Origin of the sequence: Streptomyces sp. NPDC127097 (assembly GCF_042724075.1) — a bacterium.
GTDB lineage: Bacteria > Actinomycetota > Actinomycetes > Streptomycetales > Streptomycetaceae > Streptomyces.
In genome coordinates, this window is record NZ_JBHXFI010000007.1 from 164174 (window position 1) to 182162 (window position 17989).

At 73.1% G+C, this 17989-nt stretch carries 15 protein-coding genes; 7 read left to right on the forward strand and 8 right to left on the reverse strand.

The genetic code is table 11. The features are described from left to right. Positions 1–32: 32 nt before the first annotated feature. The gene (locus tag ACFWJW_RS09055) at positions 33–1589 is read left to right on the forward strand and encodes a GMC family oxidoreductase (protein ID WP_387236932.1); all 1557 of its coding nucleotides are present in this window, start codon (positions 33–35) and stop codon (positions 1587–1589) included. A gap of 124 nt (positions 1590–1713) precedes the next feature. On the opposite strand, the gene ACFWJW_RS09060 is transcribed toward ACFWJW_RS09055, so the two are convergent. The 4 genes from ACFWJW_RS09060 to ACFWJW_RS09075 form a co-directional block, all read right to left on the reverse strand. Further along, positions 1714–3693 (reverse strand): trypsin-like peptidase domain-containing protein, encoded by a 1980-nt coding sequence (locus ACFWJW_RS09060; protein ID WP_387236934.1) that lies wholly within the window; start codon positions 3691–3693, stop codon positions 1714–1716. Between the two features lie 518 nt (positions 3694–4211). Continuing rightward, positions 4212–4679, reverse strand: coding sequence for a hypothetical protein (locus ACFWJW_RS09065; RefSeq protein ID WP_387236936.1), 468 nt, complete (start codon positions 4677–4679; stop codon positions 4212–4214). A gap of 39 nt (positions 4680–4718) precedes the next feature. Then, complete coding sequence (locus ACFWJW_RS09070; RefSeq protein ID WP_387236938.1) at positions 4719–5213, reverse strand: hypothetical protein; 495 nt, start codon at positions 5211–5213, stop codon at positions 4719–4721. 264 nt (positions 5214–5477) lie between these two features. Next, on the reverse strand, positions 5478–6272 hold the full coding sequence (locus ACFWJW_RS09075) for a PhzF family phenazine biosynthesis protein (RefSeq protein ID WP_387236940.1): 795 nt from the start codon (positions 6270–6272) through the stop codon (positions 5478–5480). 176 nt (positions 6273–6448) lie between these two features. Here ACFWJW_RS09075 and ACFWJW_RS09080 point away from each other — a divergent pair, with 176 nt between their 5' ends. The 5 genes from ACFWJW_RS09080 (at position 6449) to ACFWJW_RS09100 (ending at position 10504) form a co-directional block, all read left to right on the forward strand. Further along, complete coding sequence (locus ACFWJW_RS09080; protein ID WP_387236942.1) at positions 6449–7201, forward strand: PE-PGRS family protein; 753 nt, start codon at positions 6449–6451, stop codon at positions 7199–7201. Positions 7202–7402: 201 nt separating this feature from the next. Continuing rightward, positions 7403–8044, forward strand: a complete 642-nt coding sequence (locus tag ACFWJW_RS09085; RefSeq protein ID WP_387236993.1) for a sigma-70 family RNA polymerase sigma factor — start codon at positions 7403–7405, stop codon at positions 8042–8044. A gap of 227 nt (positions 8045–8271) precedes the next feature. Beyond that, positions 8272–8886, forward strand: coding sequence for an ATP-binding cassette domain-containing protein (locus tag ACFWJW_RS09090; RefSeq protein ID WP_387236995.1), 615 nt, complete (start codon positions 8272–8274; stop codon positions 8884–8886). Then, complete coding sequence (locus ACFWJW_RS09095) at positions 8883–9746, forward strand: metal ABC transporter permease (protein ID WP_387236944.1); 864 nt, start codon at positions 8883–8885, stop codon at positions 9744–9746. The genes ACFWJW_RS09090 and ACFWJW_RS09095 overlap by 4 nt, the downstream gene beginning before the upstream one ends. Then, entirely contained in the window at positions 9704–10504 is an 801-nt protein-coding gene (locus ACFWJW_RS09100) for an ABC transporter substrate-binding protein (RefSeq protein WP_387236946.1), read from the forward strand. The genes ACFWJW_RS09095 and ACFWJW_RS09100 overlap by 43 nt, the downstream gene beginning before the upstream one ends. A gap of 63 nt (positions 10505–10567) precedes the next feature. Here ACFWJW_RS09100 and ACFWJW_RS09105 read toward each other — a convergent pair whose 3' ends face one another. Together ACFWJW_RS09105 and ACFWJW_RS09110 are read right to left on the reverse strand one after the other, a co-directional pair. Then, complete coding sequence (locus ACFWJW_RS09105; RefSeq protein WP_387236948.1) at positions 10568–12223, reverse strand: class I adenylate-forming enzyme family protein; 1656 nt, start codon at positions 12221–12223, stop codon at positions 10568–10570. Continuing rightward, positions 12220–14016 (reverse strand): CoA transferase, encoded by a 1797-nt coding sequence (locus ACFWJW_RS09110; protein ID WP_387236950.1) that lies wholly within the window; start codon positions 14014–14016, stop codon positions 12220–12222. The genes ACFWJW_RS09105 and ACFWJW_RS09110 overlap by 4 nt, the downstream gene beginning before the upstream one ends. Before the next feature lie 148 nt (positions 14017–14164). On the opposite strand from ACFWJW_RS09110, the gene ACFWJW_RS09115 reads away from it, so the two are divergent. Continuing rightward, complete coding sequence (locus ACFWJW_RS09115) at positions 14165–15391, forward strand: acyl-CoA dehydrogenase family protein (RefSeq protein WP_387236952.1); 1227 nt, start codon at positions 14165–14167, stop codon at positions 15389–15391. Here ACFWJW_RS09115 and ACFWJW_RS09120 read toward each other — a convergent pair. Together ACFWJW_RS09120 and ACFWJW_RS09125 are read right to left on the reverse strand one after the other, a co-directional pair. Next, a complete protein-coding gene (locus ACFWJW_RS09120) occupies positions 15381–16634 on the reverse strand; it encodes a sugar ABC transporter permease (protein ID WP_387236954.1) in 1254 nt (417 codons plus the stop codon). The genes ACFWJW_RS09115 and ACFWJW_RS09120 overlap by 11 nt on opposite strands. Beyond that, positions 16627–17850, reverse strand: a complete 1224-nt coding sequence (locus tag ACFWJW_RS09125) for an MFS transporter (RefSeq protein WP_387236956.1) — start codon at positions 17848–17850, stop codon at positions 16627–16629. The genes ACFWJW_RS09120 and ACFWJW_RS09125 overlap by 8 nt, the downstream gene beginning before the upstream one ends. Positions 17851–17989: the final 139 nt, after the last annotated feature.

Below are 17989 nucleotides of genomic sequence, written 5' to 3' on the forward strand. Positions count from 1 at the left end.
AGGTCCGCATCAGCGCTGCGTGAGGGGTACGGGTGTACGACTACATCATCGTGGGGGCCGGATCGGCCGGATGTGTGCTGGCGGCCCGGCTCACCGAGGACGAGCACACGCGTGTGCTCCTCATCGAGGCCGGGCCGGCGGATGATGCGCAGGAAATCCACGTACCGGCCGCCTTCAGCAAGCTGTTCCAGACGAAGTACGACTGGAGCTACCTCAGCGACTGCGAACCGGGGCTGGACGGCCGGCGCCGGTTCCTGCCCCGCGGCCGGATGCTCGGCGGGTCCTCGTCGATGAACGCGATGATCTACATCCGGGGCAACCGCAGGGACTACGACGCCTGGGCCGCCGCCGGCGCGGAGCACTGGGGCTGGGACGACGTCCTCCCCTACTTCCTGCGCGCCGAGGACTTCCGCGGGGAGACCTCGCCGTGGCACGGCACCGGCGGACCGCTGACCGTCAGCGAGGGCCGCTCACAGCATCCGCTGATGACTGCCTACGTGGCGGCCGCCCAGGAGGCCGGCCACCCGTACACCGCGGATTTCAACGGTCCGGAACAGGACGGCGTCGGCCACTACCACCTGACGCAGCGGGACGGGATGCGGTGCAGCACGGCCGTCGCCTATCTGCGGCCGGCCCTGGACCGGCCGAATCTCGAGGTGCTCACCGGCGCCCAGTGCACCCGGGTGCTGTTCGACGGTGACCGCGCGACCGGGGTCGAGCTGGAACGGGACGGCGAACTGCTCCAGCGGCACGCCGAGCGGGAGGTGGTGCTGTCGGCCGGGGCGTACAACTCCCCGCAGCTGCTGATGCTGTCCGGTATCGGTGTGGCCGACGAGCTGACGGCGCACGGCATCACGCCCCGGGTGGAGCTCCCGGTGGGGGAGAACCTTCAGGACCACGCGCACCTCGGCCTCTTGTACCTGACCGACACCGAAACCCTGCTGACCGCCCAGACACCGGACAATGTGAGCCTGCTGGAGACCGAGGGGCGGGGCCCGCTGAGCTCCAACGTCGGTGAGGTCGGGGGGTTCCACCGCACCCGCGCGGGGCTGGAGGCTCCCGATGTCCAGGTGCACGCCACTCCGGTGATGTTCCACGAGGAGGGCATCAGCCCGGTCACCGACCATGCCTTCATGTTCGGCGCGGCCCTGCTCGCCCCCACCAGCCGGGGCAAGGTCTCGCTGCGGTCGGCGATCCCCAGCGCCAAACCGCACATCCTGCACAACTACCTGGCCACGGAGGAGGATCGCGCCACGGCGGTACGGGCGCTGCGGCTGCTGCTGGACATCGCCGACCAGCCCAGCCTGCGCAAGCACCGGCGCGCCGATTTCCGCGTACCCCGCTCCACGGACGACGCCGGGCTGCTGGAGTTCGCCCGGCGCGAGCTCCATACGCTGTACCACCCCACGAGCACCTGCCCGATCGGCCCCGTGGTGGACTCCCGGCTCCGGGTGCACGGTGTCAGCGGCCTGCGCGTGGTGGACGCGTCGGTGATGCCGACGGTGGTGCGGGGCAACACCAACGCTCCCACCATCATGATCGCGGAGAAGGCGGCGGACCTGATCCGCGGCCTGTCGACGCCGGTCTGACCTGCGGCCGCGTCCTGGCGCCGGCCGCAGGTCAGGCCGGCGCCACGGGGGCGACAACGACACGGAAATGCCGTCCGGTTCCCCGGCGGGACCGGACGGCAATCCTGGGGCGTGACGTACGGGTTCAGCTGATTTGCGCGGGCACGAGGAGGCGTTCGCGGCCCAGGGCCTTGGCCGTGGTGTCGCCGTACATGACGAGCTTGCCGCCGGGCCAGAGCGCGAGGAGGTCGTCCTGGCGGGTACCGCCGCCGAAGGCACCGGCCGTGACCAGGCTGCCGTGGCGCCATGCCGACTTCGCCGGGCGGAGCCGGTGTTCGGCCTTGAAGCCCTTGGCGGCGAGATTCTCGTACACCGTCACCTCACCGTCGGACCAGCGGACGAACAGATCCTGGTCGCCGGCGGCTGCCGCGAAGTTCCCGGCGACGCTGTCGCGGGCGTGTGACCAGGTCGTGTTCTTGCGTTTGGCGAGCTGCTTCTCGGCGTGCAGACCCCGGCCGTCCACATTGGTGTAGAGGGTCATCTCGGCGTCGGACCAGCGCACCACGAGGTCGTCGCGGCGCGTATTACCGCCGCCGAACCGGCCGGCGGTGAGGCCCACGGCATGCGTCCAGGTGCCGTTGGGGCCCTTGAGCTGGATCCGGTTGTTCAGCTTGTTGGTCTCGTTGACGTCCTTGTAGAGGGTCAGCTTGCCGTCGGCCCAGCGGACGAGGAGGTCGTCGGTGCCGTTGCCGGTGAATTCGCCCACGGTGAGGGCCTTCGCCTGCTTCCATTCCGGCCCCCTCTTGGCGAGCCGGATGTCCTTGCCCAGGCCGTAGGCGCGGTTGCCGGGGTAGAGCGAGACCTCGCCGTCGGACCAGCGCACGATCAGGTCGCCGGTGCTGTTGCGCACCGAGTCGGAGTGGAACCGGCCGGTGAGGAAGGTGGTGGCGTGCTGCCATGTAGTGGCGTCACCCAGGGGGTTGACGGTGTCCGGCGCCGCGTCCGCGACCGCCTGGTTGTACAGACGGCGGACGTCGTTGTCGAACTGCGAGCTGTAGGAGATGTTGTCCTGGAGGCCGCCGGTCTTGTAGCCCCCGATGGCGCCGACGAGGTTGCCACGGCTGCCGTCGAAGCCTTCCAGGAACGGACCTCCGCTGACCCCCGTACGGAAGCCGTCGCAGGTGATCTCCATGAACCGGCCCTGGAAGGCCCGGGTCGCGTTGGTGCACTGGAGCGGGGTCTTCTGGCCGCCGGGGTAGCCGGTGAGTGTCACCTCACGGCGGGCCAGCTGCGCGGCGGGGACCGTCGTGAGGGTGTTGCCGCGGCCGACGGCGTCTTCCAGGAGCTGTCCCTGCGAGTTCGGTCCGACGCGCAGCACGGCGAAGTCCACATCGTCGCTGGGTGACGAGGACAGATACCGCTCGTCGATCCACACCTTGCCCGGCTCCATCGGGAAGAGGCCATAGGGCCGCTCCCCGGGCTCGCCCGCCTGCGAGGCGCCGCCGCGGTAGCCGGGCACGAAGGCGACGTTGCGGTACGACTTGCCGCCCTTCAGGCAGTGCGCCGCGGTGAGCACCAGACTCTTGGTCGGCGAGGTGACGGCGCCGGCGCTACAGAACTGGTTGGGCGTCGCCGAGCCGTCCTCGCTGCGGATCAGGAACACACCGACCGTCGGGACCCCCGAGGCGACCTGATGGCTCGGCGCGAACACCGCGCTCCGGCCCGCCGCGTGGGGAGCACGCAGCGGGGGCCGCACCGTCTCCCCCGCCTGCACCGCATCCACGGGAACGGCGCTCCGGATCCGCTCCGGTGTCCAGTAACGCTCCAGCTGCTGCGCCTTGCGGATGTCTTCCTGCGTCACGCCCTTCGAGCGCTTCACGGGGCCGGGAGAAGGCTTCACCGGCCCAAGGGAAGGTGTCGCCGGGCCGGGGGAAGGGGTCGCCGGGCCGTGCGAAGGCTTCAGCAAACCAGCCGTCGCCGGAGTCGTCAGGGCGGCGGGGACGTCCGGCGCGTCCGGCGTCGCTTGGTGCGCGGCGAGCGCCGGTCGGGCGAGCGCCGGTACGGCGAGCGCGAGCGAGGCGCAGACGCCGACGGCGGCGGCGCGCACCCAGGGTATTCGTTTCATGAGCCTGTCCGTTGAAGGGTCGAAACGACCGGGTTCAGCTGAGGGAGCCGGACGCGAGGGCGTGTTCCCGGCTCGGGAATTCATTGGTTCTCAGGCGTTTCCGCCGATTTCCTCCGGCCAGCGGGGCGATTCTTGTTCGCCGCTTACGGCGCCCAATTCACCAGCTGCGCCGTCCTGAAGAAATGGCCGGATCGCGACGCTTTCGCCGGGCGCTTTCGGCCTGCGACGAGCCGCCTTTCGGCGTACGCCCCGTCCGCATCGACAATGCCCCCGGCGAGGCCCTCAGGAGCCTGAGGAACCTCGCGATGAGGAGGGTCGGTCAGACGCCGACCGGTGATCCTTCCGGGATGAGTGACAACACATCCGCGGCCCCCCATGGATGTAATGACAGAATAAGAAGCGGGAGGAAGGTATCACGAAACCACCGGCCAAAATTGGACAGTGGGCGCTTTACCGACCTTCAAAGCCTTGTGACGTCAGTCACTTGACGTCCCATCAAGCCCTAATGCAATAGGGGCCTATCGGCGGCGGGCAATCGTAATGATCTCCCGGCTCGTACCGGTGACGGGCCCGCCGTCCCAGTCCCCGTACCGGGCCTCGACGACGAACCCCGCGTCGGCGAGGAAGGCGTCAAGCACGACCTCGTCGAGAAAGCGCAGACGCGTCCGGTCGACGCGGAGCACGGTGCCATCGGCCGCGGCCGTCGTCCCCGTGAAGGTGACCACCTCACCGCTCACGGACTCGGTCTCGTGCCAGAGCCGCAGGGCCCGTCCGGCCGAGTCGACGAGGTCGGACGCCGCCGACGGATTCCAGCCCTCCCAGGCACGCGCCTGCGGGTGCCGCGTCTCGAACGCGAAGCGGCCGCCACTGCGCAGCACCGTGTGAACCGCCGCGAGCGAGGCACTCAACTCCGCGTCGGTGACCAGGCACTGAAACGCATGGCCGGTCATGGTCGCGAGGTCGAACGCGGAGTTCCACCGCGCCATCGTCCCCACCCCACACGTCTCCGCCACCCGGTCCATCGATTAGTGCCCCGGTACGGCGGTTCCCCGGGGTGCCGGCAGTCCCTTCAGTGAGCGCCAGGCCGCCGGGTCCCTGGGGTTCTCGATCCAGCCGACCAGCTCCCATGCCGAGAAGGAGAACGCCATTCCCAGCTCCGTCCCTTCATAGAGGGAGGTCAGTTCCGTGAGGTATACGGGGGCCGTGTCGACGAGATGCGTCGCATGATTCGCCTCGCATCCACACGCCACGGATACACCCGCGAAAGCCCAGGCACCGGCGCCCTCCGAACAGTCCACCTGGAGCGAGTACTCGACCCGATCGCCGGTGCCGTCGCCCACCGTGATCTCCGTGAACAGCACCCCGGGCTCCCATTCCCACCGCGCCGGTCCCGTCGGGCCGAGGGCCGTATCCACCCGCGCGCCTTCGAGCCGTATGAGCTCCAGATCCCCCTCCCCGGCCTCGGGAAAGAGCTGCTCAAGAGGGGCATCGGCCAGCGGCCCGTGCTGTGGTGCGGTCATGGGGCCGATCATCGCCATCGGGCGGCTCGTTCACAACTGGCGGGCGGCTGCCCGTCTCTGTCGACGGACCCGATCGTCTCAGCCGGCCCCCGCCGCCAACTGGCGCACGGCGAAGCTCATGTGCTGGTTGTGGCCGACTTGGATCCACTTCTCGGCGTTCCCGGAGCCGCGCGGACCGTCGCCGTACGCGCAGGAGTGCAGCCATCGTTCACCGGCGCCGGGCCCGGCACCGTCGTCACCGCGGAAGCGACCAAAGTCCGCAATTCAGGAGGTCAGTTCGCCGGTGAAGACGGTGACCGCGTGGCCGAGCAGGGTGACTCGGTCGGCGCGTAGTGCGACGCCTACCCGGCCGCCGCGTGGGGAGAGTTGCCGGCCGTTGAGTGTGGTGCGGCCGAGGCGTTCGGCCCAGTGGGGGGCGAGGACGCAGTGGGCGGCGCCGGTGACGGGGTCCTCGGGGATGCCGGCGGCGGGGGCGAAGACGCGGGAGACGAAGTCGTGGTCGGCGTCGTCCGGGGCGCTCGCGGTGACGATGACGGCTCGGCCGCTGAAGTCGGTGAGGGCGGCGATGTCCGGGTTCAGGTCGCGCACCGTTGCCGCATCCGGCAGTTCCACGAGCAGATCGTGCCGGGCGCGTCCGGTCCACCGCGGCTCGGCACCGAGAGCCTTGGCGAGGAGTGGCGGTACGGGGGTTGTGGTCGGCACATCCGCGGGGAAGTCCAGGGATATCGCGCCCTGGTCGTGCCGATGGGCGGTCAGTACACCGCTGAGGGTGGTGAAGTGCAGCGGCGCGTCGGGAGCGGCGGACCGGGTCGTGTGGAGCACGTGGGCGGTGGCGAGCGTGGCGTGGCCGCACAGATCGACCTCCACGGTCGGCGTGAACCACCGCAGTCCGTAGGTGTTTTCCGCGGTCCGGTGCACGAAGGCGGTTTCCGAGAGATTGAATTCGGCGGCCACCCGCTGCATCCAGGCGGCGTCAGCCGGTTTGTCCAGCAGACACACCGCGGCGGGATTCCCGGCGAAGGGCCGGTCGGTGAAGGCATCGACGATGAAGGCACGCATGCGCCCGACGCTACTGGTTGGGGCCGGGGGGTGTCCCGTACGTCTTTGGGCGGCTCGTCGGACCCTCGATGTGCCGTAGTCCGCCATCCGTTCCGGCAGTCATTTTCGCTCCGGAAGTGAGCATCTTTTGGCCTCATCTGTCTGACGGAGCACGGGAGGGGCAAGCTGTTCTCGCCATGGAAGCCGGATACGTACTCAGGGGATCGCGGGCCATCGCGTTCGCGGTGGTCTGTGTGCTGCTCACGGCTGTCGGGCATGTGCTGACCTCTGGGGCGGTGCTGCCGTGGCGGGTGCTGCTCACGGCTGCGGTAGGGGCCGCGGGAGGCGCCTGGTGCTTCGCCGGCCGGGAACGCGGTCCGTTGACGGTGGCGGCCCTGACCGTGGGCACCCAGGCGACGCTGCACTCCGCCTTCGCCCTCGGGCAGGCGCTGGACCACGCCGGGCACAGCAAACTGTCCTGGGCCAGGCTGTGGTGGGAATCGCTGCGGTGTGGGGGCGGGGTGCCCTTTCATCCATTGCGGGTGCCAAGTGGTGTGCATGCGGCTCTGGTTGACGGTTCGCCGGTGCAGGAGGTGGCGCATGGCGGGCACTTCGGCGGTCTGTCGATGTCCGGCCAGATGGCCGTCATGGGGCACACGCCGCATCCGGGGGCGCCGGGTGGCGCCGGTGTGATGCTGGCGGCGCATCTGCTGATCGCGACGCTGAGCGTGTGGTGGATGTGGGGCGGCGAGCGCGCGGTCTTCCGGCTGGTGCGGGCGGTGTCCCTCGCCCTCGTGCCACGTCTCCGCCTCGTACGGCACACCGTGCTGCCGACCCTGCCGCCGGAGACCCGGGAGCCGGAGCGGACACCCCATCGCGCCTTGCGGGGACGGCTCCTGGTCCATGTCGTCTCCCGCCGGGGTCCACCGCCGGCGCCGGCTGTCCACTGACAGCGGAGCGCCCTCCGGGCAGCGGACGGACAGCGCGCGGATGCCGCGTCGGCCGCGCCCGCCCCGACATCTCCGGTCCCGGCCCCGTTCGCCGGACCGGATCCAGCGAAGGACTTCCGACGATGACGCCTGCCCAGATGCCGGTATCGCAGATACCCGTGCCCATGGACCCGCGTGAGGGAGAGGAGGCGGCGCATGCGTGTGGCTGAGGACGCCCAGGTGACCCAGTGGGCGCTGGAGGGCCGCAGCGGCGACGAGGCCGCCGTCGAGCGGTTCGTCCGGGCCACCCGGCGCGATGTGCTGCGCTATGTCACGCATTTGAGCGGTGACTTCCAGGCGGCGGACGACTTGGTCCAGGACACCTATCTGCGGGCCCTCCGGGGCCTCCCCTCCTTCGAGGGCCGGTCCTCGGCCCGTACCTGGCTGCTGACGATCGCCCGGCGCACGGTCGCCGACCGGATCCGCGCCAACCGGGCCAGGCCCCGTATCGCCGCGCTCGACGACTGGCAGACCATGGCCGAGCAGGCGCAGCCGGAGCTCCTGCCGGGATTCGACGAGGGCATCGTGCTGGCCGATCTGCTCGGCGCCCTCGCGCCCGCGCGGCGGGAGGCGTTCGTGCTGACCCAACTGCTCGGGCTGTCGTACGCGCAGGCCGCCTCGGTGGCGAGGTGTCCGGTGGGCACCGTCCGCTCCCGGGTGGCACGGGCCCGGGAGACGCTGATCGCGCTGGTGAACTCGGCGGAAGGCAGCACCGCGCGGCGGCCGGACGGCGCGGAGCGGGAAGCGGCGCCGGCCGGCTTCGGCGCGACGTGGCGGGTGTCCGCTTCGACGGCCTCCGCGTGATGCGGTAGCCGCGGCGGCAGGATGCGGTCATCGGGCGTCGGCGGGCTCGCCGCACGCCGCGTCCTGCCCCGCCGCGCGCCGGTCCCGTGCCCCCGTACGGAGAATCCCGCCCGGCCGGGAACTCCACGCCCGGCCGGGCCGACTAGTGGGCTGTGGAGCGCAGCAATGAGCGGCCGGAGCCCGCAGCGGCACGGCAGGAGAGCAGGTCGTCCGGTCTCGACGTACGGATGCACGGCGTGGTGTGCCGGCATGGCCGCCTGGAGGCCGTGAGCGGTGTCGATCTGGAGGTGGCTGCCGGTGAACGGATCGCGCTGACCGGTACGAACGGCTCGGGCAAGACGACGCTGCTGCGGGCGGTGCTGGGGCTGCACCGGCAGGTCGACGGGCAGATCCTCGTCGGGCGGCGGGGCTGTCGCAGCGCGGCGGAGTGGGCCTGGCGCAGACGGGCCTGCGCATGGATACCGCAGCGCCCGGCGGCCGGGCGCTTCCCGCTGCTGGCGAAGGAGCTGCTGGCGAGCAGCGGCGCCCCGGCCGAGGCGGCGAGCGCCGCCGTGCGCCTCGGGGTGGGGGCGCTCGGGGACCGTCCGCTGAGCAGTCTGTCCGGCGGGCAGTTGCAGCGGATGCATCTGGCGCGGGCGGTGGGGTGTGTGGCCGCCGGGGCGGGCGTACTGCTCGCCGACGAGCCGACGGCGGCACTGGACTTCGCCGGACAGGAGGAGGCCGCCGAGGTGCTCACCACGCTGCCGGTGACGGTGCTCGTGGTCACCCACGACCGGGCGATGGCCGCGCGCTGCGACCGGACGCTGGAGATGGCCGCCGGACGTCTGCGGGAGGTCCGGTGAGCGCGCTCGGACAGGTCGGTGACCTGCTTCAGCTGGTACCGGTACAGCGCGCCGGCGCCGGTCTGCTGCTGTCCGCGCTGGGGCTGCCGATCGTCGGCGTGGTGATCGTCGGGCTGGACATCATGCCGGTGCGCTTCGCGATGATGCATGTGGCGCTGCTGGGTATCGCGGCGGGGCAACTGCTGGGCCTGGACCCGGTGTTGTGTGCGCTCGTCGCGTGTGCGCTGGCTGGTGCCGGGGTGGCGCCGCTGGCGCGTACGGCGGACGGGCTGTCGGGGGCGATGGGGCTGCTGATGAGCCTGGCCATCGCCGCCGCGCTGCTGATGCTGGCGCTGTCCGGGGTCAACGCGAATGGCGCCTTCGCGCTGCTGTGGGGGTCGATCCTGGCGGTGCGCCCCGTCGATCTCGTGGTGCTGGGTGCGCTGGCGGTGGCCCTTCCCGCGCTGTTCGTCTGGCGGCGCCGGGAGCTGTCGTTGCTGCTGCACGACCGGGAGCTGGCGCTGTGTTCTGGGGTGGCGGTGCAGCGGCTCACCGTGCTGCTGCTGGTCCTGGTGGCGGTCGCGGTCGCCGGTGCCATCCGGCTGACCGGCGCCCTGCTGGTGGACGCGCTCACCCTGCTGCCCGCCCTCGCCGCCCGCCGGCTCGGCCGCTCGCTGGTGTCGATCACGCTCTGGGCGATCGGCATCGGGCTGGTGGTGAACGTCGTGGGCTTTCTTGCCTCGCTGGCCTGGGACCTGCCGCCCGGGCCGGTCCTCGTCCTCGCTGCGGGTGCGGTCGCCCTCGCAGCTCATCTCATCCCTGAACGGAGAACTCCCTCATGGCGCGAACCCGCGGCCTCGTCCGTCCCCTCACCGCACTGAGCGCGGGCCTGCTGCTGATCTCCGGCTGCGGCTCCACTCCGGAAAAGACCGCGGCCACCTCGGACAAGGCTTCCTCCGGACCCGTGGTGGTCGCCACCACGGTCTGGGAGGCGGCGCTGGCGAAGGCCGCCGGGGCGAAGCAGGTGACCTCCATCGTCCCCGCCTCGATCCGGCACGCGCCCGATTACGACGTCAAGCCGTCCGATCTGGCCAAGGTGGCGCAAGCGGACTATGTCCTCTACTCCTCGTTCGAGCCCTTCGCCGGCCGGATCAAGGAGGCGGCGGGCTCCGACGCCAAGATGATCGAGCTGAACCTGGACAACACCCCGTCGAAGACCACGGCCAATGTGACCCGCCTGGGCAAGGCGTTCGGTACGCAGCAGGCGGCCGCGCGGTGGAACACCACGTTCGGCAAGGAGTGGGAGTCGCTGAACAAGAAGGTGCGGGCCGCCTGGCCGGGCGGCAAGGCACCGGCGGTGACGGCGCAGATGTTCACCAGCTGGGCGGCCAAGCTCGCCGGGGCGCAGCTGGTGGGCACCTACGGGCCCGAGGCGGTGACACCGGCGCAGCTGTCCAAGCTGTCCGCGAAGAAGCCGGAGTTCGTGCTCGACAACGAGAACATGTCGACCGGAACGGTGCTGCCCGGCGCGGGCGCCAAGCAGCTGAACATCGCCAACTACCCGGGGCAGGACCTCGATCTGCTGACGGTGTACCGCAAGGCCGCGCAGCAGATGGAGAAGGCGTTCGCCGCGTCCTGATCACTCGGTGAACCGCCGGGCGGTGGTGGGCTGTTGGCGCCTGCGCCCACCACCGCCGGCCCATCACCCCGTCCGTGCGGGCTCGGCCGGGAGCCCGGCGGCGATCCGGTTCCGCAGGGCGGTGCGATCGGGTTTGCCCGCGGGGGTGAGCGGCAGCGCGCCGGACACCGGCAGCAGGTGCTCGGGGTGTTTGCGGCGCTCCACACCCCGCCCATCGAGGTGGGCGCACAGGCTCTGGAGGCTGATCTCCCGGCCGGCTCTCGGCACCACGCAGGCCGCGAGGCGCTCCCCCATCAGCGGGTCGGGCACGCCCACGCAGACCACGTCCCGTACGTCCGGGTGGGAGGAGAGCTCGCCCTCGACCTCTGCGGGGCTGATGTTCGCGCCACCACGGATCACGATGTCCTTGAGGCGGCCGACCACCCGCAGCGTGCCGTCGGCCGCGAGCGTCCCCAGGTCACCGGTGCGTACCCAGCCGTCCGCCGTGCGGTAGCGCATGTTCAGCTCGGGGGCGCCGACATAGCAGAGAGGTGTCATCGGGCCGCGCGCGAGGATCTCCCCGGTGCCGTCCGAGGCCGTGCCGGGCGGCGGCGCGATCCGGATCTCGCAGACCGCGGGGTCGGGCCGGCCCACCGCGATCCCCGGGCCGTCGTCCGGGAGCGGGGGCCGCTGCGCCAAGCCCGTATGGCAGTTGACGCCGTCGGCCGATCCGTAGAGGTTGACCACCGGGCAGCCGAAGACCCTGGCCGCCTCGTCGTGGGTGGCCGCGTCGAGCGCGGAGCCGCCCAGGACCAGCGCCGTCGGCCCGTCCGCCGTACGGCCTTCCGTGGCGCAGCACTCCACCATCATGCGGACCATCGTCGGCACGCCCAGCACATGGGTCGGCCGATGGGCGCGCAGGGCCGCCAGCGCGGCCTCGGGCGTGAACCGGTCGAGCAGGACCAGGGTGCCGCCGTGCCGGGCGAGGGTCACCGCGGTCCCGCTGCTGCCGAACGCCGAGGCGAGCGGGGTGAGGAAGAGACAGCGCGGCGGAGTGCCGTCCGTCAGCAGCGAGGCGAGGAAATTGCCCCGTCCGCCGGCGAGCGCATTGTGCGAATACGCCACCATCTTCGGCTCCGCCTCGGAGCCGGAGGAGACCAGGATGCGGGCCGCGGAGTCGGGATCGGGCCGTTCGGGGGTGAAGGCCCGCTCGTCGCCGGTCAGTTCGGCCGCCGAGCGGCAGCCGGCGGGGACCGGGCCCGGGCCGGCGGCGATCACGGTGTGCAGGGCGGGCAGGGCGTCGGCCCGTTCGGCCAGTTCCCTGGCGTGCTCGCTCCCCCGGTAGGTGGTGGCCGCGATCACCGCGCGCGCCCCGGAGCGGCCGAGCAGCGACCCGGCTTCGCGCCCGCCGCGCCCGACCGGGAAGGGCAGGGCTATCGCCCCCAGGGCGGCCAGCGCGAGATCGGCGGCCACCGCCGCTCTGCTGTTGGGCAGTTGGACGCCCACCACATCCCCCGGACGGATACCGGCCTCGGCGAGGCCGGCGGCCAGACATCGCGCTTCGGTGTCGAGCTCGGCGTAGGTGGTCTCGCCCTGTGCGTCGATCACGGCGGTCCGGTGCGGGTGGCGCATCCGGTGTGCCCGGAACAGCGTGTACAGGCCGAGATCGGGAACGTGTCCCTCCGCCGCCCAGGCGCGGCGGAGCGGGCCGGGGACCAGGTCGGGTATCCGCGGGGTCATACGAATCTCCAGGGCGTGGGGACGACGAGGGAGCCGTGGGGGTCACGGGTGAGGGCGCCGCCGAGGCGCCGGTCCTGTGGGAGCGCAGCGAGGTCGGTGGTCACGGCGGTCGCGGCCAGCCCGTCGGCCCGCAGCGCGGAGAGCGCCTGCTCGGAGGTCATCGCCGTCCACCGGGCCGCGCGGGCTCCGGCGGCGGATGCGGAGTCATCGGCGGGGGCGATCCAGCCGTCGGCGGTCGGCAGCGGACGGCGGAAGCCCGCGGGGCGGCGGAGCTCTCCGCCGGCCGCCGCCCGGTGCAGCGCCGGGGCGGTGAGCGCTTCCGCGGCGCCCAGCAGCGAGGACTCCACCCGTACGCCGCTGCCGCCGCGCTCGCGCAGCAGCAGCCCGGCGACCACGGCTTCCGCACCGAGCAGTCCGCCGAGGACGTCGATGAGGGTCATCAGGGACGGCGCGGGCGGTTCGTCGGCGGGGCGGGCCAGCGCGCCGATGCCCATACGGGCCTGCACCATGAAGTCGGTGCCCATCGGGGCGTCGGGCAGCCGCCCGGCCCAGCCGCTGGTGTAGGCGTACACCAGCCCCGGGTTGACGGCCGCCAGCCGGTCGGCGTCCAGGCCGAGCTGTTCGGCCTTGCCCGGCGCCCAGTTGTGCAGGAAGACATCGGCGCCCGAGACCAGCTCCCGCAACTCGGCCCGGCCGACCGGGGACTTGATGTCGATCTGTACGGCCTTCTTGCCCCGGTTGAGCGCGAGCCACCGGGCGGAGATGTCCTCGCAGCAGGGCGGCATACCGCGCAGCGGGTCACCGCCGGGGGGTTCGATCCGCAGGACCTCCGCCCCGAGCTGACGGAGCAGATGGGCGGCGAGCGGGGCCTGGATACGGCGGCCCGCTTCCAGGACCGTCAGCCCCGAGAGGGGAAGAGCGGCGTGCGCGGCGGTGCCGGTGGCCGGCGGGGCCTGGTCCGCGGGCCGGGGAGTCAGACTCCATGGTGCCGTGCGGGCCGTCGTTCCGGGCAGCGCGGCCGGGGCGTGCAGGGGGCACACCTCTGCCCCCGAGGTGGCGGCGGCCTGTTGCACCCGCGCCCAGGGCACGGCACGGGCCGCCCGGTGCAGGGCCTCGGGTATCGGGGCGCAGGCCGTGGCGTACCGGAACTGGAAGGGCTGCCAGCCGGTGCGGACCGCCTCCTCGGGTGCACCGAGCTCCCGCCAGAACCGGGCCCAGGGGGCGGGGTCCAGCGCCTCCAGCTCGAACCGGGTGCCGCACCGGGCGGTGAACGGCGGCCCGCCCGGCGCCAGCGGTACGGCCTCGGCCTCCGGGGCGTTCGCCGCCGCGAGGTACTGGCCGAGGGTGAGCAGCGCGGCCCGGTCGGCTCCGGTGGTGACGTGTGTGGGGTGCGCGCCGCCGCGCGCCCGGCCGAGCAGGGCGGCGAGCAGGCCCTGCACGGTGAGCACGGAGGCACAGGTCGCGGCGTAGTCGACGGCGAGACCACGCGGCCGGCCGTCGCGTCTGCCGTGCACCTGCATCATGCCGGTGGCCGCCTGGACGGTGGGCTCGTCGACGGCGTCCGCGGCCGGCAGGACATCGGCCCAGGCGGTGTACGCGGTGGCCGCGCCCGGCGCGCCCGTGGCCTCGAAGACCGCCGGCCCGGTGTGCGCTCCGGGCGTCCGCGGTGCCAGGGTGGCGCCGAGCGCCCGCAGATGGCCGGCCGCCGGCGCGGTGAGCGCCGACGGGCCCGCGACCCGGACGGTCACCTCTTCCAACGGTCGGGACGCGCGGATGACGGCAGGGTGTCCCACGGCACTCCTCTCCGGCGGCGGACCGCCGCCTGGTTCACACACAGACACGGGAACTGGACGGCGTCCGGCGCCGACCAACTCCACGGCCAGTAAGTCGGACTGTCGGTTCACCGAGTTCCCGGTGAATGTGGAGGAGGCCGTGCCCGCCATGAACCCTGAGCAGCATCTGTCGTCGACGGACCCGCCCCTCGGGGCCGCCGGACTCGGGCAGCCCGGCTGCCCGCCCGAGGCCGAGGCCCTGCGCGAGCGGGTCAGGGCGTTCGTACGGGACCGGGTGATGCCGTGCGAGCCGGTGCTGGACGCGGGCGGCGACGCGGCGCGCACCGCGCTGCGCGGGCTCCAGGCCGAGGCGAAGCGGGCGGGGCTGTGGGCCCTGCCGCTGCCGGAGGAATACGGCGGCCAGGGGCTCGGCCTGCCGCTCTACGCCCATATCGCGGAGGCCGAGGGAGCCAGCGACCACGGCCCCGCCGCACTCGGCTCGGCTCCCCTCCTCGATGTGCTGATGCTCGGCCGGCATGCCGACGACACCGTGCGGGACCGGTTTCTGCGGCGCATCGCCGACGGCGAGGTGCGGACCTGTTACGCGATGACCGAGCCCGAAACTCCCGGTACCGACCCGGGGTTGACCGCGACCCGGGCCGTCCCGGACGCCGCGGGCGGATGGGTCCTGCACGGCCGCAAATGGTTCATCTCGGGGGCGGGCGACGCCGATCTGGTCACCGTGCTGGCACGGGTGGACGACGAAGGCCCCGGTACGGACGGCCTGTCGCTGTTTCTGGTGCCGGCGTCCGCCGCGGGGTTCACGGTGGTGCGGGAGCTGCCGGTGCTGGGCGCCGGCGGCCAGTGGGAGATCGAGCTCGACGGTGTCGCGGTACCGCCCGAGCAGGTGGTGGGCGCCCCCGGCCAGGCGCTGCGGATCGCCGGGGAGCGGCTGGTGTTCGGCCGGGTGCTGCGGTGTCTGCGCTGGCTCGGTCAGGCCGAGCGGGCCTTCGATCTGATGTGTCTGCGGGCCCGGTCACGGAGCCAGTCGGCCGGGCCGCTGGCGGACCGTCAGCTCGTCCAGCAGATGGTCTTCGACTCGCTGCTGGCGATCCGTTCCACCCGGCCCCTGGTCCATGAGGCGGCGGCCCGGCTGGCCGCGGGTGACGATGCCCGGCTGGAGACCGGTCTGGCCAAGGTGGCGGCCGCCCGCATGCTTCAGCAGGTGGCCGACGCCGCGATCCAGGTGCACGGCGCGGCCGGCCTCGGTCCGGACACCGCGCTGCCGGGACTGTTCCGCACCGGCCGCACGGCCCGGCTGCTGGACGGCCCCGACGAGCTGCACATCACGGCCGTGGCCCGCCGGGTGCTGCGCGGTTACCCCGTCACGTCGTGAACGGCGCCATCCGGCCGGTGAGCAGCGCCAGGCCCACCGCCAGGAAGAAGTCGCCCCAGATCAGCTCATGGCGCGGGGCGAGGGCGCGGGCGGCGTCGTAGCACCCGTCCGTCAGCGCCCCACGGGGCGAGAGATGGCGGGTGCACAGGCGGTGCAGGATCTGCCGGGCCCGCGTGGCCAGCCGGTCGGCCTCGTCACCGCGGTCCGTCGCCCGCGCCAGGGCGGCCAGCTTCAGCAGGGCGACCGATTCGATGGCGGCCGCGGAGGTGTCGAGCGGGCCGGACGGTTGGTCCTCCTGTGCCGGCGGGACGAGCGGAGCCGGCGGGGCGAGCCGCGGTGGGGTGAGCGGGGCGGCCGGGTCGAGCGTCGGTGCGGTGAGCGGGGCGGCCGGCGCGAGCCGCGGCGCCGTGAGCCGGTCCGCCGCCTCCCACAGGGCCCCGGCCGCACGGGAGTTGAGTCCGTCGGCGAGGCAGTGGAGTCCGTCCGCGAGGCCGAGCAGCAGCCAGGGCGTGGTGCGGCTCCATCCCGGTGCGGGTTCGGCGCAGGGTGTCCAGCCGTCATCGGGCCCGGCCTGCCATGCCGGGCGCGGTGGGCGCTCGGTGTGGCTCAGCGTCAGATGCCGGGTCAGATGGCCGTACGCCGCACGCTCTCCCGCCGCGCCCAGGCCCGCGAGCAGCGGCACCAGCCCCGGCACCGCGTCCACCCGTGCCAGCATCCGGGGACCGCCGAACGCCGCGCCCCAGGGCACCAGTTCCCGCTCCGGGTCGTACGCCGCCAGACAGGACCGGGCCGCCGCCTCGCACAGCCCGGCCGCCAGGCCGTCGCCCCCGGGCCCCGCGGCGAGCGCGGTGCCGTACCAGAGGATCAGCCCGCGGGTGGCGGTGTCCTGGTCGATCCAGTGGGCCAGCCTCCGGGTGCATGCGGCCGCGGCCGCCCGGTCCTGGGGAGCGCCGGACGCGAGGGCGCGCAGCCAGAGCAGTCCGGCCCAGAAGCCGCCCGTCCAGGATCCCCGGGAGGTGGTCTTCCAGGTGCCGGTCTCCGGGTCGGCGTACAGCGGGAAGCGCGGCCCCACTTCGGCCGCCGTCCGCGCGGTCCGCGCCAGCACCACGCTCCAGGCACGGTCGGCCCAAGACGCGTGGCCCGTCGTCCCGCGGCTCTCCTCACGGCCCTCACGGCCCTTCTCACGGCTCTTCTCGTGGTTCTCATGGCTCTCATGGGCGGACCCATGGGCGGTCTCATGCATCGGGTCCTCCCGTACGACGCAGCATCAGGGGAACGGCGATCGCCGACGCCGCCGCGAACTCGGCCGCCACCAGAAGCCAGCCCGGCCCGTATCCGGTCGCCGAGACCAGCGCGCCGAACAGCGGCGGTCCCACCGCGAACCCCGCGAAGAAGCCCGCCGACACCAGGGCGGAGTCCTTCCCGGCCCGGCCGGGCGCCGCCTTCCGCAGTACCAGCACCATGGAGACGGCATTGGCCGACACCGCGAACGAGCCGACCGCGACGGCGGCCGGCCACACCAGCGGATGCGCCCGGAGCGCGGCGGCGAGCAGCAGTGCGGCACCCACCGCACCGGCCGCCAGCAGCGCCGGCAGCGCCTCGGCCCATCCCGGTCGCCCCGCCGCCCGTGCCCAGCCGACCCGTCCGCCGATACCGGCCACGCCCAGGACGGCCACCAGCGCCGCCGCCGTGGTCGCCGTCATCCCGAGGCGTTGCGAGCCGAACAGCGCCAGGTAGGTGTTGACCGAGGCGATGCCGCAGCCGAGCAGCAAGGAGAAGGCGGCCAGCCGCCGGGTGTCGCGGGGGGACGAGACCGCGGCGGGCGGGCCCGTGGTGGCCGGCGGCCGGTCGGCCGGCAGGGCCCGGGCAGCCCAGAGCGCGGCCAGCGCCGCCGTGGCGGCCGCCGCCCAGACCGCGCCGCGCCAGCCCACCCCCGCCGCCAGCAGCGACAGCGGCAACCCGGCCACGAACGCCCCGCACTGCACCCCGGACTGCTTCCACCCGGTGACGGCGGCCCGGCGTTCGACGGGAACGGCAGTGAGAATCACCTTGTTGGTGGCGGGGTTGGCCAGCGCCTGCGGTACGCCGCCGAGTGCGACGGCCAGCAGCAGCACGCCCGCCCCCGGCACGGCGCCGATGAGCGTGAGCGAGGCGGCGGTGAGCAGCAGCAGCGCGATCAGGCAGCGGCGGGGGCCCGCCCGGTCCACCAGCCGGCCCGCCATGGGCGACAGCACGGCCGCCGCCCCGAAGCCCGCCGTGGTGGTCAGGCCCAGGACCGTGCGCGAGATCCCCAACTCCCCGACCAGCCGCGGCCCGAGGGCCCCGATCACGAACAGCTGGAGCATGGAGAACGCCATCGCCGTCGTGAGCAGCACGGTCAGCGACGGGCCGCCCGGCGCCCGTGCGGTGCCACCGTCCGGCCCGGCGGCCTCCGGTTCCTTGCCACGTTTCACCAGCACGCGCCCTCCCGGCAGCTCCGGCCCTCCTCCGGGCCCCGGTCCAGTCAGTCGTACGGTCCCGGCGCCTGGTTCCCGGCAGTCCGCGCGGGCGAGTGCGGCACGCCGTTCGGTGGCGCGTTTTCGCCTTCGTCGGGTGGCT

What these genes read in the sequence shown, in the direction of transcription:
- ACFWJW_RS09060 (WP_387236934.1), bottom strand. Translation starts at nt 3,693, where the DNA reads ATGAAACGAATACCCTGGGTGCGCGCCGCCGCCGTCGGCGTCTGCGCC.
- ACFWJW_RS09065 (WP_387236936.1), bottom strand. Translation starts at nt 4,679, where the DNA reads ATGGCGCGGTGGAACTCCGCGTTCGACCTCGCGACCATGACCGGCCAT.
- ACFWJW_RS09070 (WP_387236938.1), bottom strand. Translation starts at nt 5,213, where the DNA reads ATGACCGCACCACAGCACGGGCCGCTGGCCGATGCCCCTCTTGAGCAG.
- ACFWJW_RS09075 (WP_387236940.1), bottom strand. Translation starts at nt 6,272, where the DNA reads ATGCGTGCCTTCATCGTCGATGCCTTCACCGACCGGCCCTTCGCCGGG.
- ACFWJW_RS09080 (WP_387236942.1), top strand. Translation starts at nt 6,449, where the DNA reads ATGGAAGCCGGATACGTACTCAGGGGATCGCGGGCCATCGCGTTCGCG.
- ACFWJW_RS09090 (WP_387236995.1), top strand. Translation starts at nt 8,272, where the DNA reads ATGCACGGCGTGGTGTGCCGGCATGGCCGCCTGGAGGCCGTGAGCGGT.
- ACFWJW_RS09100 (WP_387236946.1), top strand. Translation starts at nt 9,704, where the DNA reads ATGGCGCGAACCCGCGGCCTCGTCCGTCCCCTCACCGCACTGAGCGCG.
- ACFWJW_RS09105 (WP_387236948.1), bottom strand. Translation starts at nt 12,223, where the DNA reads ATGACCCCGCGGATACCCGACCTGGTCCCCGGCCCGCTCCGCCGCGCC.
- ACFWJW_RS09115 (WP_387236952.1), top strand. Translation starts at nt 14,165, where the DNA reads ATGAACCCTGAGCAGCATCTGTCGTCGACGGACCCGCCCCTCGGGGCC.
- ACFWJW_RS09120 (WP_387236954.1), bottom strand. Translation starts at nt 16,634, where the DNA reads ATGCATGAGACCGCCCATGGGTCCGCCCATGAGAGCCATGAGAACCAC.